The sequence below is a fragment of the Pseudomonas sp. P4_B4 genome, from assembly GCF_056402255.1.
Genome location: NZ_JBFUHS010000008.1, coordinates 144,036 through 167,798 on the forward strand (window position 1 = coordinate 144,036; position 23,763 = coordinate 167,798).

The following is a 23,763-nucleotide window of genomic DNA, read 5'->3' on the forward strand; positions in this document are numbered from 1 at the left end:
ATGGTCGGTTGTGTCGATCAACAATCCAAAGGACAAACTTGATCTCTGTGGCGAGGGAGCAAGCTCCCTCGCCACAGGTTAGTGTTGGCCCCGGGCTTCTGTGTCAGCCGTCTTCTTCTATATCCAGCAACAGATTCTCCAGCGCCTCGCGGTACTCGCCGGGCTCCTTCCACATCCCCCGTTGTTGCGCCTCGAGCATGCGCTCGGTCATGTCGCGCAAGGCATGGGGATTGTGTTCACGGACAAAATCCCGGGTGTCCGGGTCGAGCAAGTAGGCATCGGCCAGCAACGCGTACTGGTGATCGTCGATCAACTGCGTGGTGGCATCGAAGGCAAACAGATTGTCGACTGTCGCGGCCATTTCGAACGCACCTTTGTAGCCGTGACGTTTAACGCCTTCGAGCCACTTCGGGTTGGCCGCCCGGGAGCGGATCACCCGGTTCAGCTCTTCCTTCAAGGTGCGAATCTTCGGCAGGTCCGGCTGGCTGTGGTCGCCATGATAGCTGGCCGCCGCCTCGCCTTTCAGGCTTTCCACCGCCGCGAGCATACCGCCCTGGAACTGGTAGTAATCGTTGGAGTCGAGCAAATCATGCTCGCGGTTATCCTGGTTTTGCAGCACCGCCTGTACCTGGCTCAAGCGCTGGCTGAACTGTTCGCGGGCGGCGGTGCCCTCGTCGGAACCGCCATAAGCGTAGCCGCCCCAGTTAAGGTAAACCTCGGCCAAGTCCTCTCGGCTCTGCCACAGGCGACCATCGATGGCGCCCTGCACACCCGCGCCGTAGGCACCGGGTTTGGCCCCGAAAATCCGCCAGCCGGCCTGGCGTCGCGCAGCGTCTTCGTCGAGCCCCGCCTGAAGCAAGGCTGCGCGCTCGGCGCGTACCTTGGCCGCCAGCGGATTGAGGTCGTCTGGCTCATCGAGGTCAGCCACCGCTTGCACCGCCGCGTCGAACAAGCGAATCAGATTGGCAAAGGCATCGCGGAAGAAACCGGACACACGCAAGGTCACGTCGACACGCGGACGGTCGAGCAAACTCAACGGCAGAATCTCGAAATCATCGACCCGCTGGCTGCCGGTGGCCCACACCGGACGCACGCCCATCAGCGCCATGGCCTGGGCGATGTCATCGCCGCCGGTGCGCATGGTCGCGGTGCCCCACACCGACAGGCCGAGCTGGCGCAAATGATCGCCATGGTCTTGCAGGTGTCGTTCGAGGATCAGGTTGGCCGACTGGAACCCGATGCGCCACGCCGTGGTGGTCGGCAGGTTGCGCACGTCCACCGAATAGAAGTTGCGACCGGTGGGCAGCACGTCCAGACGACCACGACTCGGCGCGCCGCTGGGACCGGCCGGGACGAAGCGACCGCTCAGGGCATCGAGCAATCCGCGCATTTCCGCCGGACCGCAGGCGTCCAGACGCGGGGCAATGACGTCACGCAAACCCTCGATAATGGCTTGTACCTCAATCCAGTCCGCCTCCTGTAGGAGCGAGCCTGCTCGCGATGGTGTATCAGTTGACATCAATGTGGCTGACACACCATCGCGAGCAGGCTCGCTCCCACAGGTGCTATTCAACGCGTCCGAAATCAACTGCGCGGCAAATAGTTCCAGGCGTTCGCGGGTATCGCCCGCCGTGCGCCAGGTATCTTCGCTGATGTCCACAAGAGCCTCGGGGCGCGGCCCAGTCCACGGTTCGGCCAGCGCACAATCGAGCGGGTCGAAGCCCAACACGAAGGCCTTGGCCAGTGCCCGCAGCAAACTCGACTGCGCACCCCGGCCATCGCCCCGTGGTATGCGCAACAACGCCAGCAAGGTATCGATGCGCAAGCGCCCGGTGGGCGATTCGCCGAACACATGCAGGCCATCGCGGATCTGCGACTCTTTCAAATCGCACAGATAAGTGTCGAGTCGCGGCAACCAGATCGCTGCGTCGGCATCACTGTCGAGCTGTTCGTCCAATTGCAATTCACGGTCGATGTGGGTGTCACGCACCAGTTGCAGGATGTCGCGCTGCAACTCTCGGGCGCGGCGCGGATCGAGCAGCTGCGCTTCGTAGTATTCGTCGGCCAACAGTTCGAGGTTGCGCAGCGGGCCGTAGGTTTCGGCGCGGGTCAGCGGGGGCATCAAGTGATCGATGATCACGGCCTGGGTACGCCGCTTGGCCTGGGCGCCCTCGCCCGGGTCGTTGACGATGAACGGATAGATGTTCGGCAGCGGCCCGAGCAGTGCGTCCGGCCAGCAGTTTTCCGAGAGCCCGACGCCTTTGCCCGGCAGCCATTCGAGGTTGCCGTGTTTGCCGACGTGGATCACGCCATGGGCGCCGTAGGTGTTGCGCAGCCAGAAGTAAAACGCCAGGTAGCCGTGGGGCGGCACCAGGTCCGGGTCGTGATACACCGCGCTCGGGTCGACCTGATAACCCCGCGCCGGCTGAATGCCGACGAAGGTCAGGCCAAAACGCAGGCCGGCGATCATCATCCGCCCGTTGCGGCACATCGGGTCGTTTTCCGGCGCGCCCCAACGTTCGAGCACCGCCGCACGATTGGCTTCGGGCAGAGCGTTGAACATCGCCAGATAGTCATCCATCCCCAGGCTTTGCTGGCACGGACGCAGGTCGAGGGTCTCGAGATCGTTGCTGACGCCGCCCAGCAACTGCTGGATCAGCGCGGTGCCACTGCCTGGCAATTCAGCCGGCAATGGATAACCTTCGGCATGCAGCGCCCGCAGGATATTCAGCGCCGCTGCCGGGGTATCGAGGCCGACGCCGTTGCCGATGCGGCCGTCGCGGGTCGGGTAATTGGCGAGAATCAAGGCAATGCGTTTTTCCGCATTGGGCACCCGCGCCAGATCGACCCAGCGCCGCGCCAGTTCGGCAACGAAATCCATGCGTTCCGGTTGGGCCCGGTAGCAGACCACATCCGACTGACTGCGCTCACTGCGCCACGCCAGGTCCTTGAAACTGATCGGGCGGCTGATTATTCGGCCGTCCAGTTCCGGCAAGGCAATGTGCATCGCCAGGTCACGGGGGCCGAGGCCCTGTTCGCTGGCGCGCCAACCGGGTTCGTTGTCCTGGGCGCAAATCGCCTGGATCACCGGAATATTGCGGCGAAACGGGCGCAGATGCGGTGCTTCAGGACTGGATTGGGCAAAGCCGGTGGTATTCAGGATCACCGAGACGCTGGCCTCATCCAGCCAGTCCTCGACCACGAAAAGACAACCGGGTTCTTTCAGGCTGGCCAGCGCAATCGGCAGCGGATTCAACCCCGCCGCCTGCAAACGCTGGCAAAAAATATCAATGAAAGCGGTGTTCGCCGCCTGCAAATGCGAGCGGTAAAACAGCACCGCCGCCACCGGTTGATCGGCGTGCCAGTCGGCTTGCCAGTCGCTCAGTGCGGCGGAGTGTTTGTGCGGATGGTAAATCGCCGTACGTGGCAGGGTTTGCGGCTCGCCCCAGCTGTAATCACGCGCCAGCCAGCGGTTGGCCAGACAGCGGAAAAAATCCAGGGCGTTACCCATGCCGCCCTGGCGCAGAAACTGCCAGAGCCGGTCGCGATCCTCGGTACCGACGGTGCTCAGGTCACTGAGTTCCGGGTCCGGGCGATCATCGCCCGGCACCAGAATCACCTGCACGCCGCGCTGCGACAGCTCCACCAGGCGCTCGATGCCGTAACGCCAATAGGCGATGCCGCCGTGCAGCGAAATCAGGATCACCCTGGCGTGACGCAGCACTTCATCGACATACAAATCGACCGAGGCATGGTTCTGCACCTGCATCGGGTTGGCCAGGCGCACGCTTGGGTAATCGTCGGGCAACTGCTGCGCCGCTTCGGCGAGCAGCGCCAGGCTGGAGTCGCCGCTGCACAGGATCACCAGCTCGGCGGGGGTTTGTCCAAGGTCGGCAATGTTGTCATCCGACACGAAACCGCCGGGCTGGGTCCTGAGCAGGTGCATGGCTTACACGCTGAGCGCGGCGCGCAATTGCGCTTCGAGAACAGTGGTGTCCAGTTCCTGGCCGATCAGCACCAGGCGGGTGATGCGTGCTTCTTCGGCGCCCCACTGGCGGTCGAAGTGCTTGTCGAAACGCGTGCCCACGCCCTGGATCAGCAGCCGCATCGGCTTGTTCGGGATCGCCGCAAAACCCTTGACCCGCAGGATGCCGTGCTGGACCACCAGTTGGGTCAGCGCATCCAGCAGCAGGCTTTCGTCGGCTTGCGGCAGTTCGATGGAGATCGAGTCGAAGGCGTCGTGATCGTGGTCATCATGATCGTCGTCGCCATCGTGATGATGGTCGTGGTGGCTGTGACGGCTGTCGATGTGTTCTTCGGAGCCGGCACCCAGGCCGATCAGCACGTCCAGCGGCAGGCGACCGCTGCTGGCTTCGATGATTTTCACCGCTGGCGGCAATTCTTCGGCGACTTCCAGGCGCACGCGGGCCAGGTCCGCCGGGTTGATCAGGTCGGTTTTGTTGAGGATCACCAGGTCAGCGCTGGCCAGTTGGTCGGCGAACAGTTCGTGCAGCGGCGATTCGTGGTCCAGGTTCGGGTCGAGTTTGCGCTGGGCGTCGACCTGATCCGGGAACGCGGCGAAGGTGCCGGCGGCCACGGCCGGGCTGTCGACCACGGTGATCACCGCATCCACCGTGCAGGCGCTGCGGATTTCCGGCCACTGGAAGGCCTGCACCAGCGGCTTGGGCAGGGCCAGACCGGACGTTTCGATGAGAATGTGGTCCAGATCGCCGCGACGGGCCACCAGTTCGCGCATCACCGGGAAGAATTCTTCCTGGACGGTGCAGCACAGGCAGCCGTTGGCCAGCTCATAGACACGGCCGTTGGCTTCTTCTTCGGTGCAACCGATGGAGCACTGCTTGAGGATTTCGCCGTCGATGCCCAACTCGCCAAATTCGTTGACGATCACCGCAATGCGGCGACCCTGGGCGTTGTCGAGCATGTGCCGCAGCAGCGTGGTCTTGCCCGAGCCGAGAAAGCCGGTGACGATGGTGACGGGGAGTTTGGCCAGTGTTTTCATCGGATGCCCTATGGCTAATGTGGCGGGCATACGGGACGACGACCGGCAACGCGGAGGCGCGTGCCTGAGGAGTTCGCCACCGGATCACCCCGCCCGGTTGAAAGTGAGAATCTGTGACGAGGCAGGTCTCCTGGCTGACGGTGTGCCGGCCTTGAGCCTGGCATTCGCTGCGCCTTCCCGCCGGCCTCATGGATTGAGTCAGCAGTGGCGTGGCAACGAACATCACCGTTCACAGTTGCGGGGGCAGCCGCGGCATCGACCGCGTTCCCTTCTTAGCTTCGGCAAACGCCGAAGAACCTCGAAAGCGCAAGGCTACGCATGGTATTGGGGCGGGTCAATGCTTGCGATCCCTGTGGCGAGGGGGCTTGTCGGATCGCCGCACCGTCCCGTTGGGTGCGAAGCGACCCCTCTTACTTTTATCCAGACAAAGCCTGCACTCCGGATTTGCGACGGCTTCGCCGCCGAACGGGGGCAAGCCCCCTCACTACAGAGTCTTGTGTAAATTTCAAGTGAGAACCCTTGCCAATTGACGCCCAACCCCCGCCCATGCTCTCCTACACACCTTGTTACGGGTGCCCTTCACAGGGTGAAACGGGAAACCGGTGAATCATGTGCTTTACTCTTAAGCCATGTCAGTCCGGTGCTGCCCCCGCAACGGTAAGCGAGCGAAGCGTCAGATCCACTGTGCCATTGCGGCATGGGAAGGTGATGTTTTCAGGTTCAGGCGCAAGCCTTTGCCCCTCGTGAGCCCGGAGACCGGCCCGCAACACAAAGTGACGAGTACGATCACTGAACCAACAAACCCGCGGTGGGCGGGCGCTGTTTGAACCTCTGCGCGCCAGGTCGTGCGGGGGTTTGCATGCGCTCTTATTCCCCGCTGACAGACCAGAGGGAAACGCCATGTCGATCATCAGCAGCGCCGAACACACATCCGCGAGCACCACCTCAACCCTGACCCAACGTCTGGCCGCCGCCGTCTGCGCGTCGATCCTGGGCGCGTGCCTTGTGTATTTCGCCGGTTTCTCGCACATCGAAGCGGTGCACAATGCCGCCCACGATACCCGTCACAGCTCCGCATTCCCGTGCCATTGAGAGCTGTCGACATGATCAAGCGTATTGCGCAAACCGCAGGTTTCACCGGGCTGTTGGCCGCCCTGCTGCTGACCCTGCTGCAAAGCTTCTGGGTCGCCCCGCTGATTTTGCAGGCCGAAACCTACGAAAAAGCCGAACCGGCCGCTGTTGAAATGCATGAACACGCCGATGGCGCCATGGCTGCCCACACCCACGATGCACAAGCCTGGGAACCGGAAGACGGCTGGCAGCGCGTGCTGTCGACCACCGGCGGTAACCTGGTGGTGGCCGTCGGTTTCGCCCTGATGCTGGCCGGCCTGTACACCTTGCGTGCGCCGACCAAAACCTCGCAAGGCCTGCTCTGGGGCCTGGCCGGTTATGCGACCTTCGTGCTCGCGCCGACCCTCGGCCTGCCACCTGAATTGCCCGGCACTGCCGCAGCGGACCTGGCACAACGGCAACTGTGGTGGATCGGTACCGCCGCCTCCACCGCCGTCGGTATCGCGCTGATCGTGTTCAGCCGTCACTGGCTGATGAAAGTCCTCGGCGCGGCGATCATCGCCGTTCCCCATGTGATTGGCGCACCGCAACCGGAAGTGCATTCGATGCTTGCTCCAGAGGCGCTGGAAGCCCAGTTCAAAATCGCTTCGCAACTGACCAACGTGGCGTTCTGGCTGGCCCTGGGCCTGATCAGCGCCTGGTTGTTCCGTCGCAAAAGCGATGGCCAATACCACGCATGACTGACATCAGCACAGCGCCGACCCTGGTGGTCGGCCTGGGCTGCCAACGGGGCTGCCCCGTCAGCACGTTGCTGGCGCTGCTCGATCAGGCGTTGGAGGCACACCAGATTGCTCGTCATGAAATCAAGGCGCTGGCCAGCATCGATTCGAAGCGCGACGAACCCGCGTTAATCGAACTGGCTCAGCAGCTTGGCCTGGAATTGATGTATTTCAGCAGTGAACAACTGGCCGCTTATGAACCGCAACTCAGTCATCAATCGCAAATAGCGTTTGAACGCACCGGTTGCTACGGCGTGGCGGAAAGCGCCGCACTGGCCCTGGCGGAACAACTGGCCCAGGCCCCGGCAAAACTGCTGATTCCACGACAAAAATACGCCCAGGCAACACTGGCATTGGCTGGCGCTGCGTAAAAAACCGATAATCCCCCGCTTTGATCATGAACATTCTTCATCTGAAGCCCTGTTCAGCCCCTTTTTTCCCCACAGGAACCGACGATGACCGTCTACTTCATTGGCGCAGGTCCCGGCGACCCCGAACTGATTACCGTCAAGGGCCAGCGGCTGATTCGCAGTTGTCCGGTGATCATTTATGCCGGTTCGCTGGTGCCTGCCGCCGTACTGGAAGGTCATTGTGCCGAGCAGGTGGTCAACAGCGCCGAACTGCATCTGGAACAGATCATCGACCTGATCAAGAACGCCCACGCCAAAGGTCAGGATGTGGCTCGGGTGCACTCCGGCGATCCAAGCCTGTATGGCGCCATTGGCGAGCAGATTCGCTATCTGCGTGAGTTGGGCATTGGGTTCGAAATCGTACCCGGCGTGACGGCCACAGCCGCTTGCGCAGCGCTTTTGGGTGCGGAACTGACCCTGCCGGACGTTTCGCAGAGCGTGATCCTGACGCGCTTCGCCGACAAGACCGCCATGCCTCCCGGAGAGGAATTCTCCAGCCTGGCGCAGCACGGCGCGACCATGGCGATTCATTTGGGGGTTAATCACCTGGCGAAGATCGTTGAAGAACTGCTACCCCATTACGGCGCCGATTGCCCGATTGCGGTGGTTCACCGTGCGAGCTGGCCGGATCAGGATTGGGTGGTGGGCACGCTCGAGGATATTGCCGGGAAGGTTGAAGCCAAGGGCTTTCGTCGTACGGCGTTGATTCTGGTGGGTCGGGTGCTGGGCAGTGATCACTTCAGCGAGTCATCGCTGTATCGCGCGGGGCATGCGCATCTCTACAGACCCTGAAAGCACCTGTGGCGAGGGAGCTTGCTCCCGCTGGACCGCAAAGCGGTCCCAACATCAGCCAACGCATTCATCACGGGAAAATGCATTGACTGATTTTGTGATGGCTATGCCATCAAGCGGGAGCAAGCTCCCTCGCCACAGCGCCGTTTTTTCGTTTCGCAGCGAACACCTTAGTAATAGGCGTTTTCTTTCTGCGTGTGGTCGGTCACGTCGCGAACGCCTTTCAGCTCCGGGATGCGCTCGAGCAAGGTACGCTCGATGCCTTCCTTCAGCGTCACGTCGGCCTGGCCGCAGCCCTGGCAACCACCGCCGAACTGCAGGACAGCGATGCCGTCTTCGACCACGTCGATCAGGCTGACCTGACCGCCGTGGCTGGCCAGCCCCGGGTTGATCTCGGTTTGCAGATAGTAGTTGATGCGCTCGTTGACCGGGCTGTCAGCGTTGACCATCGGTACTTTGGCGTTTGGCGCCTTGATAGTCAGCTGGCCGCCCATGCGGTCGGTGGCGTAGTCGACAACGGCATCGTCCAGGAAGGCTTCGCTGAAGTGGTCGATGTACGCGGTGAAGCTTTTGAGCCCCAGCGCGGTGTCTTCGGGTTTTTCTTCGCCCGGCTTGCAGTAGGCAATGCAGGTTTCGGCGTACTGGGTGCCAGGCTGGGTGATGAAGACGCGGATGCCGATGCCCGGGGTGTTCTGCTTGGAGAGCAGATCAGCCAGATAATCGTGGGCGGCGTCAGTGATGGTAATAGCGGTCATGGAAACTCCTCGCAGGCTTGGGCGCAGTTTACGCCAATCAACGCGCCGGACAAAGTCCTAGTATTTTTGTCGGGAAAGATTCCTGACATTTCCCACAAGAGATCAGTGGTATTTCAGAGGTTCTCGTAGCGGTTCATGTCCAGCACGCCCTCTTCCACCGGATCGTTTTCCTGGATGTAGCGACTCAGGTCATGGAAATAAGCCCAGAATTGCGGATGACTGCGACGTACTCCCCAACGTTCGACGATTTTCTCGAAGCTGTCGGTGTCCTTGGCGCTTTCCATCGCATCCACAAACTCCGGCACTTGCCCGGCCGGGATGTTGAACATGAAGTTCGGGTAGCTACTGAGTACACCCGGGAAAATCGTCAGGGTGTCGAGTCCCGGCTGATAGCGCAGTGATTCACCGAGCAAAAACGCCACGTTGCTGTGGGCACGGTTACGCAACAGGCTATAGACCTCACGCTTGCCGCTGCTGGTTTCGATACGCAGCAGGGTGGCTTCCGGCAACTGATCGATGACCTTCAGCCCGGCAGCCGGACGCGAAGTCAGGCGGCTCAGCGCCTGCTCGGCATTTTGCAGGTCCGGGTCGATGTTCGGCCGCGAACAGTAAGCGCCGTCGCAGCGATTGATCGGGTCGGGCCTGGCATTGAGGTCGCCGTATCGGGCCAGTAACTGATTGGCAAAGTCACGCTTGGGATCAGCCGGGTTGAGTTTCAGCGCGGTCGGCGTGTCGTCATCGATGGTCTCGTAGTCGAGCCACATCTTGAATTTGCCACTATTCTGATACCAGTCGTCAAGGTAGCCATCCCGGGAATCGGCAGGCATCAGGCGCAGGAAGTTCTGCTCGGCGCCGTTGCGGATCAGGTCGAAATACAAGCGCGTCTGGGCTTGGTGGGACACGTTGCCGAACACATCGAAGTTCACCGCCAGTTGATAGTAGGTGCGCTCCAGCAGCGGATAGTCGAACAGCCATATCGTTTGCGGCACCTCGCCGATCAGGCCTTTGGTCACCGAAGCACTGTCGAAATGGCGGAAGATACTCAGCAGCGCATTGTCGTTACCGGCCCACAGGGTCGACCAGCTCGGTGCAGGTTCGTCGGCATAGCTGTCCCGGCGCAAGGCTTCGTATTCATTACGCTTGTCGCGGTAGTCGTGCCACAGGCTGAGGACGCTGCCGACATCATCGTTTTGCCCCGGCATCGCCAGCAACGGCGTGGCCTGCCCGCGATAGTTCGGATCGGTGACATACAGGTCGTGCTCGGGCGCCTGGAACAGCGCCCAGAAATTATCGCGGATCACGTCCGTGGCGATCTGACCACGACACACCGGCCCACGGATAAAGGTACGCACGAAGTACTCGGCGTTATCGAGCATGAACTGATAGCGCGCCTGGGCCGGAATCGCTTCGAAGGTGGCAAACGGATTGGCCCGGCTCTGTGGCCCATAGCCCGGCAACGCGTCGACCTGCCAATTGCCGCTGTAGAACAGGCTCTTGACCCGCGCCAGCTTCGCCGGACTCAGTGGATAGGTGATGTGGGTCTTGTGCACGATCACGCCCTGCACCGGCCACAAGCGATAGTAGAACTGCGTGCCCGGATCATCGTTCGGGCGACGGGTGTTGATCAGGTCAATCGGCTGGCCGGTGGGCGTGCGCGAACGCACCCACTGGAAGAAATGCCCAGGCTCGCCATCCTTGAAGTAGAGATGGGCGAGGAACCAGTGCTCGAACAGCCAGCGCCCCACCAGACTTTCCCGGGCGCCCGGCGAATTGAGCAGGTTTTCCCATTGCACCACCTCCAAGGTTTCCTTGGCGCTGGGCGCCAGCGCCTGCTGATCGATCGGCGCGCCTGCCGCCAGCCAGCGTTGCAGCGTCTGGTACTGCTGGTCGGTCAGGCCGGTCACTGCCAGCGGCATACCCTCCTTCGGATGCTTGGCGGCGTAGCCGTCGAACTCCCCGGGCATGGCGCACATGTTTTCCCGGTTCAGGCCCAGGACGATGTCCTCCGGCAGCTTCGCGTTGGGTTGCAACGGAGTTTTGTGGCCAAGCTCCAGCATCCGCGCCATCAGTGCAGCCTGGCTGCCCTGGGCATCGAGTACCGAATAAAAGCCTTTTTGCTGCCAGGCCTGTTTGCCGGAGGCGTCATAGAACAGTCGGGTCGGCGCAACGGCCTGGCGGCGGTCACCGTCGTAGACCGGGATTTTCGTCGCGCCCCGTGCCGCGCCCTCGCCGCTGCCCAGGTTGAGCTGACAGGCGGCGTCGTTGCAGGCGTGGCAGGCCACGCACTTTTCAGTGAAGATCGGTTGAATGTCGCGGCTGTATGAAATGGCAGAGGAAATCGCCGGACTTTGCGCCAGAGCGCCCCAGCTTAAAAACAACAACAATGTGCTGATGACGAAGCGATACGACATGTCCCTGGTCCTGAATCCTGAAAAAACGCCGCGATTCTACCGGTCTGTCATCCTTACCAACATGAACGATATTCATGCAAAATCGAGTCATGCTCTAAAAGCGCACAGGTTTGCTATCATCCCGGCCCTTCGTCATGGTCTTACCGAGTAGTCCAAATGTCCGATCGCAGCGTACGCCTTCAAGCTCTCAAGCACGCCCTCAAAGAGCGCATCCTGATTCTCGATGGCGGTATGGGCACGATGATCCAGAGCTACAAGCTCGAAGAGCAGGATTACCGTGGCAAACGCTTCGCTGACTGGCCAAGCGATGTCAAAGGCAACAACGACCTGTTGGTACTGACTCGCCCGGACGTGATTGGCGGCATTGAAAAAGCCTACCTGGACGCCGGCGCCGACATTCTGGAAACCAACACCTTCAACGCCACCCAGATCTCCCTGGCTGACTACGGCATGCAGGGCCTGGCGTATGAGTTAAACGTAGAAGGCGCACGCCTGGCGCGCAAGGTCGCCGACGCCAAGACCCTGGAAACCCCGGACAAGCCGCGCTTCGTTGCCGGCGTGCTCGGCCCGACCAGCCGCACCTGCTCGTTGTCACCGGACGTGAACAACCCCGGCTACCGCAACGTGACCTTCGATGAACTGGTGGAAAACTACACCGAGTCCACCAAAGGCCTGATCGAAGGCGGCGCCGATCTGATCCTGATCGAAACCATTTTCGACACCCTCAACGCCAAGGCGGCGATCTTCGCCGTCCAAGGCGTGTTCGAGGAACTGGGGATCGAGCTGCCGATCATGATTTCCGGCACCATCACCGACGCCTCGGGCCGCACGCTGTCGGGCCAGACCACTGAAGCCTTCTGGAACTCCGTGGCCCACGCCAAACCGATTTCCGTCGGCCTGAACTGCGCCCTCGGCGCCCGCGAATTGCGCCCGTACCTCGAAGAGCTGTCGAACAAGGCCAACACCCACGTTTCCGCGCACCCGAACGCCGGCCTGCCGAACGAGTTCGGCGAGTACGACGAATTGCCGTCGGAAACCGCCAAGGTCATCGAAGAATTCGCCCAAAGCGGCTTCCTCAACATCGTCGGCGGCTGCTGCGGCACCACACCGGGCCACATCGAAGCCATCGCCAAGGCCGTGGCCGGTTATGCACCGCGGGAAATTCCGGACATTCCGAAAGCCTGCCGCCTCTCGGGCCTTGAGCCGTTCACCATCGATCGCAACTCGCTGTTCGTCAACGTCGGCGAGCGCACCAACATCACCGGTTCCGCCAAGTTCGCCCGCCTGATCCGCGAAGACAACTACACCGAAGCCCTGGAAGTCGCCCTGCAGCAGGTCGAAGCCGGTGCCCAGGTAATCGACATCAACATGGACGAAGGGATGCTCGATTCGAAGAAGGCCATGGTGACCTTCCTCAATCTGATTGCCGGCGAACCGGACATCTCCCGCGTACCGATCATGATCGACTCCTCCAAGTGGGAAGTGATCGAAGCCGGCCTCAAGTGCATCCAGGGCAAGGGCATCGTCAACTCGATCAGCATGAAAGAAGGCGTCGAGCAGTTCATCCATCACGCCAAGCTGTGCAAGCGCTACGGCGCCGCGGTGGTGGTGATGGCCTTCGACGAAGCCGGCCAGGCCGACACCGAAGCGCGCAAGAAAGAAATCTGCAAACGTTCCTACGACATTCTGGTCAACGAAGTGGACTTCCCGCCGGAAGACATCATCTTCGACCCGAACATCTTCGCCGTCGCCACCGGTATCGAAGAACACAACAACTACGCCGTCGATTTCATCAATGCCTGTGCCTACATCCGCGACGAACTGCCGTATGCGCTGACCTCCGGTGGCGTGTCCAACGTGTCGTTCTCGTTCCGTGGCAACAACCCGGTGCGCGAGGCAATTCACTCGGTGTTCCTGCTATACGCAATCCGCGCCGGCCTGACCATGGGTATCGTCAACGCCGGGCAACTGGAGATCTACGACCAGATCCCGGTGGAGCTGCGCGATGCCGTGGAAGACGTGATCCTCAACCGCACCCCGGAAGGCACCGACGCCCTCCTCGCCATCGCCGACAAGTACAAGGGCGACGGCAGCGTCAAGGAAGCCGAGACCGAAGAGTGGCGCAACTGGGACGTCAACAAGCGTCTGGAGCACGCACTGGTCAAGGGCATCACCACCCACATCGTCGAAGACACCGAAGAATCGCGCCAGTCCTTCGCTCGCCCGATCGAAGTGATCGAAGGTCCGCTGATGGCCGGCATGAACATCGTCGGCGACCTGTTCGGTGCCGGCAAAATGTTCCTGCCGCAAGTGGTGAAATCCGCCCGCGTGATGAAGCAGGCCGTGGCCCACTTGATCCCGTTCATCGAACTGGAAAAAGGCGACAAGCCGCAAGCCAAGGGCAAGATCCTGATGGCGACCGTCAAAGGCGACGTGCACGACATCGGCAAGAACATCGTTGGCGTGGTGCTGGGCTGCAACGGCTATGACATCGTCGACCTCGGCGTGATGGTGCCGGCGGAGAAAATCCTCCAGGTGGCCAAGGAACAGAAGTGCGACATCATCGGCCTGTCCGGCCTGATCACCCCGTCGCTGGACGAGATGGTCCACGTTGCCCGCGAAATGCAGCGCCAGGACTTCCACCTGCCGTTGATGATCGGTGGCGCCACCACCTCCAAGGCGCACACGGCAGTGAAGATCGAGCCCAAGTACAGCAACGATGCGGTGATCTACGTCACCGACGCCTCCCGCGCCGTGGGCGTGGCGACGCAGTTGCTGTCCAAGGAGCTCAAGGCCGGTTTCGTCGAGAAAACCCGCCAGGATTACATCGAGGTTCGCGAGCGCACCGCTAACCGCAGCGCCCGCACCGAGCGCCTGAGCTATGGCGCGGCCATCGCCAAGAAGCCGCAATTCGACTGGGCGAGCTACACGCCGGTCAAACCGACTTTCACCGGCAGCCGGGTGCTGGACAACATCGACCTCAACGTTCTGGCCGAGTACATCGACTGGACGCCGTTCTTCATCTCCTGGGACCTGGCCGGCAAGTTCCCGCGCATCCTCCAGGACGAAGTGGTCGGCGAAGCTGCCACCTCGCTGTACAACGATGCCCGGGAAATGCTCAGCAAACTGATCGACGAGAAGCTGATCAGCGCCCGTGCGGTGTTCGGTTTCTGGCCAGCCAACCAGGTGCATGACGACGATATCGAGCTCTATGGCGATGACGGCAAGCCAATGGCCAAGCTGCATCACTTGCGCCAGCAGATCATCAAGACCGACGGCAAGCCGAACTTCTCCCTGGCCGACTTCGTCGCGCCCAAGGGCAGTGAAGTGACTGACTACGTGGGTGGATTCATCACCACCGCAGGGATCGGCGCCGAAGAAGTGGCCAGGGCTTACCAGGACGCCGGCGACGATTACAACTCGATCATGGTCAAGGCCCTGGCCGACCGCCTGGCCGAGGCCTGCGCCGAGTGGCTGCACCAGCAGGTGCGTAAAGACTACTGGGGTTATGCCAAGGATGAAGCGCTGGATAACGCGGCACTGATCAAGGAACAGTACAGCGGTATCCGTCCGGCACCGGGCTACCCAGCCTGCCCGGACCACACCGAGAAAGCCCAGCTGTTCGCCCTGCTCGATCCAGAGGCCCAGGAAATGCGCGCAGGCCGCAGCGGCGTGTTCCTCACCGAGCACTACGCGATGTTCCCGGCGGCAGCGGTCAGCGGCTGGTACTTCGCTCACCCGCAGGCGCAATACTTTGCCGTGGGCAAGATCGACAAGGACCAGGTGCAGAGCTACACCTCGCGTAAAGGCCAGGAGTTGAGCGTGACCGAACGCTGGCTGGCGCCGAATCTGGGTTACGACAACTGAGTGACCCACTGTGGGAGCGAGCTTGCTCGCGATGGTCGTTAACGATAACGCGTGTTTACTGATTAAACACAGCGCTCTTGAGTCCATCGCGAGCAAGCTCGCTCCTACAGTAGTAATCCGGCGGCTGAGCCGGTCAAGGCAGCCGTCAGACTGTCGATGTCCAGAGCTGCGGTTCTTCACCTGCCAGCTCCGAGACCTCCTTGCGGGACAACTCGATCATCTTCGCGTTGCGCGCCGCCGCCAGTTCGAAAAGCTGACTCATGAATGCGGCATCATCGGCGCTCTCAACCCCATCATCTTCCCCTCCCTGGCTCTCCATCTCATCAAGTGCCCTGAACACTTCAGGGTATTTCTCCTTGAGATAACCCACCCAATAGTCGCGCTGGATCAAGTCTTCGAAAAACCCGTCGGACCGCTCCGCATTGACGACTTCCACGCGCGCGTTCGCCAGTTGTTGCCGCGTGACGCCCGAGGCATACGTCATGTGTTTCGGCTGACCCGGCAGGATCAGGCCGTCATCCCAGCCCTCCGTCAGGCCGATTCGATAGCCCAGGCGCACCTCGGCCTCATCCTCGCCGGAATGAGCCGCGGCCTTGGTCGCCAGATCATCGATCTTGTCCAGTCGAAACAGCTGCCTGGACAGTTTCAGCAGTGCTTCGCCCTTCACACTCAGGCCTCCAGGCGGAATGTCGAGCACGGCATTGTGGGTGAACACTTTGCTTTCCAGCCCGCTGAACGTGAGGATTCGCCCGTCGACGCAGGTGCCATGGGTACTCGAACTGGCGAACAGGACTTCCCGAAGCTCGCTGTTGCTGGCCGCGGCTTCCATCACTGTCCAGACCCGTCGCGTCAAGTCGGCATTGGCCACCCGAAACTCCCGGGTGTCCTGCAATCGCGAGAGCAAATGAAAGAACGCAGCATTGTCCGGCTCGGCCGCCAGCCGATTCCAGATTTCGCTTTTACCGGCCAGTTCCTCCGGGGGCATATTGGCTAGCCATGGGGTCTTTTGCGCGGAATCAGGCTCAACGTCAGGGAGTTCTTCATCCGACTCGACGCTGTCACTGTCGCCTTCGTCGTGAGCATCATCAAGTAACTCGTCGAGTTCAGCGCGCGAGAGCCCCAGCACGGTGTCGCGTGCTCCCGAGTCACGGTAAGCCCTCAAGCGTTCGAGGCTCTCAAGCGCCAGGTTGTTGTCGCTCAGATCGATGCCGATCATCAGGACGTTGTGATTGCCGTCCAGTGCCTGCGCCGGAACCGATGTGATGTCGTTACCACTCAGATTCAGGACTCTGAGGTGGGCGGCATCCAGCACACCGCCCGGCCATTGCGTCAGATTGTTATTGCGCAGATCGAGTGTCACCAGAGCATCGAAAACGTCGAGATCGAAGGAATCCAGTTCGTTGTAGCCCAGGTCAAGCCACTTCAGGCGTTCCAGATTGCTCAACGAGGCGTAGAGGTGCTCGGCATCGTCCAGCCGATTCGAAGACAGTTCCAGCCGCTCGAGCATCCCCATGTGCTGGACCGGCTCGGGTATTGCCTCCAGTCCATTGCCATTGAGTTCCAGGGTCTTGAGCCGGGTAAAGGCGGCGAGGAACCCGTCGGAGCCTGTCCGGGTCAGTTTTACACCGGTCAGGTTCAACCTGCCGACGTGCTCGAGTGTTGCCGACATCTCTGGGAGATCGCCCAGTTGCAGGCCGCTCAGATCCAATACTGCATTGGCAACACCCTCCACGCCGGTCAGGCCTTCGCGCCAGCATTCGAGGATGCGCAAGGCGCCCAGCCTGCGAATGCTTGAGGACGTCATCCAGCCTGTGCCGCGCACTCCCCGGGTAAAGATCCAGCCGTTCAACTGACGCGTAAGCGCTTCGAAGGTCTGTTCCCAACCGGCAAGGCGCTCGCTGATTTGCACCTCGGTCGCCCCGCGCTCGCGCATCTGTTCCAGCGCTTGCAAGGCTTCATCATCCGCCAGTGTCGGCTTCAAACGTTGCAGGCGCTTTGTGAGAACCTCGGCGCCGTCTCCCGCCGCAACCTCAGGCAGCGCCAGCAAATGCTGCGCAATGGAAAACCCACTATCGGACGGCGGGAAACCAAGCGGTATCGGCTCCATGGCGAACCGCTCCAGGGCACCCTCCGGCAGCACTCTGGCAACTTCTATCCGCTGCCAGGCGGTCTTGAGCATTGCGCCAGCCTGAGGTGTGAAGGGCGAACCGCCGAGATTGGTTTTGAGCAATACCTCATTTTCCAGCACAGCCACCGGCAGCTCGGAAATCTTGCTGTCGCGCAAATCCAGCCAGGTCAACTCCGGCAAGTCCTGGGCACCTGCCGGCCACTCCCGCAGCTCTGTCGCGCGCAGATTCAAGGCCTTGAGGCGAGTCATTGCGCTGACGTCCAAGGTGTTCACGGGATTGCTGCTCAGGTCCAAATATTCGAGTTTCTGCAACCCATCAATACCTTGCTGAACCCCTGAATCGACAACAATCGCGTTACTGGAGAGATCCAGCTGAGTCAATTTTCCGAGATCGTTGGGGCCGATGGGGATTTCGGTCAAGCCGCAACTACGCAAGTCGAGTGTTTGAAGTTCGGAAAACCCGCTGATAAAACCGCGAATCTGTGCTGCAGGCGCTTTACTCCCCCTCAAATATAGCGTTTTCACCTCTGGGAAAGCGCCGGCCGGCAGCTCGGGAAAACTACTCAGCCCCAGATTGGGCAAGTCGAGCACTGAGGCATTGGCTGTAGCGCCGTAACGCTTGAATACGCCGTTGCGCCAGCAGGCTCTCAGGGAGTTTGCCGCTAATGTCCGACCTGTCACTTCGTTGATCGCGGTTGGCAGTTTAAGCGCACGATAGGACCAGTCATTGAGGTTGCGATTGAGTACATGGTGTTGCTCACTCAAGGCTTCGATCGCCCCGTACCTCGCCTCGGCGTCCTGCCACTGCTCGACAAACCGATTGAACAAGGCCTCGTGATTCTCGTTGATGCCCTCGCCAAGGCGTCTCAACTCACCCTTGCTGTAATCCCTGACCATTTCCTCGAGATCAACAAGGTGTGGGGATTGCCTTTTGGCGTACTCATACGCTGGCCTGAAATTTTCACGAAGGACATTCGACCAGTCCAGCGACAGCCCGGACCAGAGCTTTTCATGTCCATTGAAAATGCCCTCGGGCAAGGTTCTGATTCCGGTGCCCTTGAGGTTCAATCGCTCAAGGCGCGGCAGTTCAAGAATCCCGGCGGGCCATTCAAACATCGGAAGTGCCAGCACATCCAGCCGGCGCAGATTGCGCAATTGGCTGACATCCAGCGCAATCGGCGTGAACCCCGAACAATAGACAGTGAGGTCCTCAAGCCTGGTCAGCGCGCTCAGCCTCGACGGCATGTCGACGGCGTAGGGAGCAGCTGAATACAGGCTCAGATCGGTGAGCTCCGGCATCGTGCCGATGGCCTCGGGCACATTGCTGAACTGGTTGCCCGTGGCGTTGATCCGCAGTCTTTTCAACCTGGGAAAATTGACCAACAGCGCATCGGCATTGGCGTCGGTGATGCACCTGCCCCGCACGTACAGATCACGCACATGGGAGAAATCCGCCGACAACGAAGGAAGCGCTTCGTCACAGGTCAGGTCAAGCAATGTGAAGCGCGCCTGCTCTGCGGCCAACGGCGAGTTGCGCCAGCTATCCTTGAGACTCTGCGCGACCGAGGCCTTACCGCCCAGCATGCGCTCCAGGGCAGAGCTCGGCGATGGCTCGCCAACCCATTGATCGAGCGTCGCTTCAAGCGTCTCCCACTCCCGCAGGCGGGTCTGCAACAAACCGTAAATCTGCGCGTCGGTTTTTCCTGCCCGCAACTGCGCCAGGACAAATCCGTTGGCCTGCTGGTCGGTCAGCGCCGGATAAACATTCCGAACCCGTATCGCCAGCGAAGGATTGATCCCTTGCCCGCGCCCGCTGGCGTAGTACCCCACCAACCGTTCATTGACCCGAACCGGAGGCTTGAACGTCGCCTTCTTGCCGGTGTGTGTCTCCAGGCCTTTCGCCAGCTCGCCACGATGGGTGACGGCATAATCGATGATTGCCATACGCAACTGGCCGCCCTGAGCCACATGGGGAACACCCAGCGCCTGGCGCGCCGAGTCGGGCAAGGCGTGCATGATCGACGGGTAAAAATTGTCACTGCTTCGGGGGATACCGTTGAGTTCCTCGCCGCGCTCATCGAACGCCTGGTAAGCCGGCCCTTTCTTGACCACATATTTGCGCGTGTCGGCAGCCTGACTGCCAATGCCATCGATCAGCGGCCCCTCGACGTGACCGTCGCGCACTTCCAGGCGCACGCCGTCGGACCAGCCCGGCAGCTTTTCCAGGGAATGCAGGGCGAGCCATCGGCTGTCCGCCGATGCCATACGCTCCAGAAGCAACCCGGCAAAGGCCTGGTTGACGCGCCCTTGCCGTGCATACCAGCGGCCCTCTTCAAGCATGTTCAAGGGAATCCGCCGCGTCGTTTGCCACCGTTCCAGCTCCTCGGCATTGGCATCGAGCAACACCCTGTTGGCAGCCGATTCACTCAGCCCCGGGCAAGCTCGCTGCAGCATCGCCACCGGCCCCTTGACCACCTCGGTGTTCCCCGGGCCAGCCTCGAACGCCGCCAACAACTCAGCCAGCCCGGGAGGTGGAGGCAGGCGATCGAGGTGCATCTTGCGCAAGGCATTGTCATGGGTACCGCTGGCATCGGCGATGGTAAGCAGTTGTTCGTCAGTCAGGGCCTCGGTCGCATGGCCCATGCGCCGCAACAAGGTCAGGCGATCCCACTCAAGAGGACGCTCCAGCGTATGGCGCCAGGCACCGTGGCCGTTGTGTTCGAGAATCGGCCGCCAGGCCCTGACATCGGACGGATGCTTGATGCGCCATTTCTTCAGCGAGGAATCAAAGGTGATCTCATACACCTTGCTCGCCTGGCGGATGTAAGTCTTGCGGTTCGCACGAAACTGGCCCAAAGCATTGGGGGCGATGTCATCGCCCAGTTCAACGTTGCACTCATAGGCCTTCAGGTCGGGTTTCCACAGCCGTGTCGCGCCATCGGGGTGCTTGATGGCGTCCAGCCCTTCGATCACGGGCTCCGGTGCAACCGGCGCGATCTTGCCGAGCACCTTGCCGGCCCCGGCCATCGCCGCGATCAACGCCAGGTTTTCTGCCACATCGATCAGGTGCGCCTTGGCAGCAACGCGATCCCCCTCACTCCATTCGATAACCCCTTCGAACGATTCGTACAGCAATTGCCCGGCCATTACCGTCAGCATGATCTCGCCCAGCACCGGTACGAACATCGACACCATGTTCAAGCCCAGCATGCCGATTTCCAGCAGGTGATTGAGCTTTGCCGCCCGAACCTTCGCATCGACCTCAGCAGTCGGGACGGCATGGCTGCGCGCATCGGCGATGACCTTGGCGCAGTTTTGCTCGTAGAGATAAGTCCACAGATCGGTGTTGGCAGACCAGATTCCGGCTACGCCATTACGCGTCGTACCCATTGGGTCGAGGTAAGGATCTTCCACCGGTTCGCGCTTGCCCTGGGCTTCAGGGGGCAGCTCCTTGATACCGACGAACGTGGAGATCGGAGGAATGTACCGGGCGACCTTGACCCAGATGGAGTGCAACGGATCGCTCGGAGAATCCGCGGCCTTGCGGGTGAACTGGCTGAAGTAGTAAGGGCGGTCGGCGTAAGCCACGAACTGACTGAAAAAGCGCTGGTGTGCGGTCGGCCTGCCATCGCTTGCAGACCGTGAATTGCCGGCCGTGAACTGGCGCTTGAATTCGTCACGCAGCTGCGCCGAGGTGTAGCGCTTGAGCGGATGTTCGGGATCATGGGGGATGTAGACGATGAAATCGCTGGTGTAGCGATACTGCTCGCTGATGCTGAACACCACGCAGCCGGTCATCCGACGCTTCATCAGGATGAGATCGCGAAACCAGACCTGTCTGTCGCCCATCCGGGGATGGACTTCCCCGCCAATGATCGAAAGGATCATCGTGTAATCTTGCGGTTCGATGTCCTTTTTCAACAACGCCAGGTCGGCTGCGGCCCTCATTGCGGTTTTCTGGCTGTCGATGAATTGCTCGCGCAGGTTGGCTTCCGCCCGCGTATCGGCTGGCTGGAAAAAACCGCTCACGAAGGTTTGATACTGCGCTCCGATGTCCAGCGATCGGCACAGCGACAAGAACTGCCTGACCGTCATGCCCAGCGCAACATCCTTGAACGTACCGGGGGTCGGCGTTTCGACGACGAACCCTGAACCACGGTGAAAGGCCCCTTCTTCACACTCCGAGGCCTCGAAGTTGTGCAATCCCGCCTGGAGCAAGGAAAGCTTCAACACCTCGAAAGACGAGATTTCGATATCGAACACGCCAGCCTCCAGGGGGCGCCGCAAGCACACCCAGGTCTTGTTGACGTCGACGTCGATCGAGAACCTGTCCTTGAGAGCCTTGGCCAATATCGGCCCGGAGAATGTTTCGGCGTCGTGCAGCGCGGACATTGTCTGGTCCAGCCGGGTCTGCGAAATAAAACTGGCGTTGAAACTTGCCCTCAGTGCCTGCTGTTGCGCGCCGGATGCATGCACGTACCAGTCAGGCAGGCGTGTTGCGCTATCTTTGATTGCGGCGCGCCTTGTGGAGGTCGCGTTGATCAACCAGTCGGGGGTCATGCGTTCAAGCGATTCACTGTGCATGCTGCTTTTCCCTGGCAGCAACGGCTTCGACTCTGAACCTTCGATAGGCGACTGCACCTTCGACGTCGGGGGCGAAGTGCGAGATGAAATACTCATACTGTCTCTCCTGGTAAATGGAGCGACAGAACACCACCCCAGGCCTGGACACCTGCGGTACATAGTTACCGCAAGTTCAAAAAGGCGAGACAACGCGTTTCAGTCAGCCACGGCACGAATCGGCAGATTGGCTATGCTGTGAGGACTAACCTTCAGGCGAGGGATTTATGGACGATCCGGCCAACAACAAACCACCGACCTTCTGGCAAATGCTGCACAGCATCATGGCAGCGGCGTTCGGGGTGCAGAGCGGGAAGAACCGGGCCCGTGATTTCACTCACGGCAAGCCGAGTCATTTCGTGATTCTGGGGATTGTGTTCACGGCGGTGTTTGCATTGATGCTGTTCGGCATCGTCAAGCTGGTGCTGCTTCTGGCCGGGGTTTGATGCGACTCAGTGCATCAGGGTTTGCAGGGTGAACGGGTAACGCCAGGACGCGGGACGTCCCTTGGCCGAGAGTTTGTGAAAGTCCACGCCGAAGTCCTGCGCCGTGCCCATCGCCAGCAGTCGTTTGGCCTGTGTCCGATCGATCAGTTGCAACGACCGAATCTGTTGGTCACGGCCGCCGTACTGACTGAAGTCCACGCCTTCATCGTAATCATGCAATTGCACCAGCGCCCAACCACCCAGACTGAAGTGCCCGCCCAGCAAGACACTCAGGCGATGGTCCAGCAGTGCCTGCAACGCGGCGGGTGAAGTGTTGATCGCGCCGAACAACGCGCCTTTGCCTGGCACACCTCCCGCTTCGACATACGCCTGCATCACACCGAACGCCATTTCGTCATTCGCGGCCCAGACCAGCGACGTCTGCGGGTAGCGCTTGAACAACAACCGGGCCTGCTCATAGGCACGCTGCCGGGTCCAGCCGCCGTACACCAACTGCCGCAAACGCACTTCCGGATGCTCGGCCAAGGCGCGCCGCAAGCCCTTCTCGCGAAACTGCGCGGACGGGGTGATCTTCAAACCGGAAAAAGCCAGCAAATCGATGGTCTGGCCGGGGGCCACCGGGCCGTGCTGTCGGATCAGTTCCTTGAGCATCAGGTAGCCGCCCTCCTCGTCATTGGGCACCAGGCTGCCGAGCAAATCGGGGTACTTGTCAGGTTGGGCACCGATCAGTTTCGTCTGATCCGGGGTCAGGGCATTGTTGACCATGAACAGCTTCACACCACTGTCTTTGGCCAGCCGCAGGATTTCGGGGGCGATGTATTGCTCGTTGACGAAGACCAGGTAGTCGGGACGATGGTAGCCCTGAAGGGCTTCGCGAGCCTGGCGGAGGGTGTTTTCGGAGACGCGGTCGGAATACTGGATGCGCAAGTCCATCCCCAGGTCGGTCGCCGCGGCCTGCATGAACTGCGAGTAACTCACCCAAAAAGCTTCCGTGGGGGTTCCCGGGTTCAGGAACAGCACTGACGCCGCCTGGGCACAGGGTCCCACGACCATGCCAAGCGCCAGTAATACGCCACACAGAAACTTCAACATTGGTCGTCCGAGCCCCCGGAAATTCGCGGTGCATTATAGCCAGCGAACGTCCGTAAAACGGCGACTTTTCCGGTTTTTGTCAGACAATCGTCGGAACCGGGCCCGGACGGGGTCGCTTACTGATGACTGACCCAGAAAACCGCCGTCCCCACGACCAGAATGATCAGGAACAAAATTGCCCATGCATCAACGGTGCTATCGCTTTTCCGTGCTTTGGTTGGGTTGCTCATTGCATCGCCTCTTGTCGGTTTTATCGGTGATTGCATAAAGACTCGAGCAGAGTAAAGACGACGATTGCCCGCATCACAAACAGGGTCTTTGCAACAACGATTCTCATTAGGCGATTTGGTTCTTTACATATGCTCAAACATC

12 protein-coding genes and 2 riboswitches are annotated in these 23,763 nt (G+C 60.7%); of the genes, 6 read left to right on the forward strand and 6 right to left on the reverse strand.

The features are described 5' to 3' along the window. Positions 1-103 precede the first annotated feature (103 nt). On the reverse strand, positions 104-3,946 hold the full coding sequence (cobN, locus tag AC1DVE_RS12060; RefSeq protein WP_223460951.1) for a cobaltochelatase subunit CobN: 3,843 nt from the start codon (positions 3,944-3,946) through the stop codon (positions 104-106). A gap of 3 nt (positions 3,947-3,949) precedes the next feature. Next, a complete protein-coding gene (gene cobW, locus AC1DVE_RS12065; RefSeq protein WP_317848677.1) occupies positions 3,950-5,020 on the reverse strand; it encodes a cobalamin biosynthesis protein CobW in 1,071 nt (356 codons plus the stop codon). Between the two features lie 103 nt (positions 5,021-5,123). Further along, a riboswitch (cobalamin riboswitch) is annotated at positions 5,124-5,336 on the reverse strand. A gap of 237 nt (positions 5,337-5,573) precedes the next feature. Further along, positions 5,574-5,799: riboswitch (cobalamin riboswitch) on the forward strand. Between the two features lie 121 nt (positions 5,800-5,920). On the opposite strand from cobW, the gene AC1DVE_RS12070 reads away from it, so the two are divergent. The 4 genes from AC1DVE_RS12070 (at position 5,921) to cobM (ending at position 8,072) form a co-directional block, all read left to right on the forward strand. After that, positions 5,921-6,112, forward strand: a complete 192-nt coding sequence (locus tag AC1DVE_RS12070) for a CbtB domain-containing protein (protein WP_218430808.1) — start codon at positions 5,921-5,923, stop codon at positions 6,110-6,112. 11 nt (positions 6,113-6,123) lie between these two features. Continuing rightward, the gene (locus AC1DVE_RS12075; protein WP_223460949.1) at positions 6,124-6,831 is read left to right on the forward strand and encodes a CbtA family protein; all 708 of its coding nucleotides are present in this window, start codon (positions 6,124-6,126) and stop codon (positions 6,829-6,831) included. After that, positions 6,828-7,241: a cobalamin biosynthesis protein gene (locus AC1DVE_RS12080; RefSeq protein WP_223460948.1), complete on the forward strand. Its 414-nt coding sequence runs from the start codon at positions 6,828-6,830 to the stop codon at positions 7,239-7,241. Before AC1DVE_RS12075 ends, AC1DVE_RS12080 begins: the two co-directional genes overlap by 4 nt. Before the next feature lie 84 nt (positions 7,242-7,325). Continuing rightward, positions 7,326-8,072 carry a precorrin-4 C(11)-methyltransferase gene (gene cobM / locus AC1DVE_RS12085; RefSeq protein ID WP_223460946.1) on the forward strand — a complete coding sequence of 249 codons (747 nt, stop codon included), beginning with the start codon at positions 7,326-7,328 and terminating at the stop codon, positions 8,070-8,072. A 170-nt stretch (positions 8,073-8,242) separates the two neighbouring features. Here cobM and nfuA read toward each other — a convergent pair whose 3' ends face one another. After that, a complete protein-coding gene (gene nfuA, locus AC1DVE_RS12090; RefSeq protein WP_007912592.1) occupies positions 8,243-8,827 on the reverse strand; it encodes a Fe-S biogenesis protein NfuA in 585 nt (194 codons plus the stop codon). A gap of 113 nt (positions 8,828-8,940) precedes the next feature. Next, a complete protein-coding gene (locus AC1DVE_RS12095; RefSeq protein WP_223532078.1) occupies positions 8,941-11,238 on the reverse strand; it encodes a fatty acid cis/trans isomerase in 2,298 nt (765 codons plus the stop codon). A gap of 156 nt (positions 11,239-11,394) precedes the next feature. On the opposite strand from AC1DVE_RS12095, the gene metH reads away from it, so the two are divergent. Further along, a complete protein-coding gene (metH, locus tag AC1DVE_RS12100) occupies positions 11,395-15,105 on the forward strand; it encodes a methionine synthase (protein ID WP_223460942.1) in 3,711 nt (1,236 codons plus the stop codon). A gap of 145 nt (positions 15,106-15,250) precedes the next feature. Here the strand turns inward: metH and AC1DVE_RS12105 are convergent, their stop codons facing one another. After that, positions 15,251-21,817, reverse strand: coding sequence for an NEL-type E3 ubiquitin ligase domain-containing protein (locus AC1DVE_RS12105; protein WP_223534099.1), 6,567 nt, complete (start codon positions 21,815-21,817; stop codon positions 15,251-15,253). A 263-nt stretch (positions 21,818-22,080) separates the two neighbouring features. Here AC1DVE_RS12105 and AC1DVE_RS12110 point away from each other — a divergent pair, with 263 nt between their 5' ends. Then, positions 22,081-22,299, forward strand: a complete 219-nt coding sequence (locus AC1DVE_RS12110; RefSeq protein ID WP_223460938.1) for a DUF2970 domain-containing protein — start codon at positions 22,081-22,083, stop codon at positions 22,297-22,299. Positions 22,300-22,305: 6 nt separating this feature from the next. On the opposite strand, the gene AC1DVE_RS12115 is transcribed toward AC1DVE_RS12110, so the two are convergent. Continuing rightward, entirely contained in the window at positions 22,306-23,391 is a 1,086-nt protein-coding gene (locus AC1DVE_RS12115; protein ID WP_223460937.1) for an ABC transporter substrate-binding protein, read from the reverse strand. Positions 23,392-23,763: the final 372 nt, after the last annotated feature.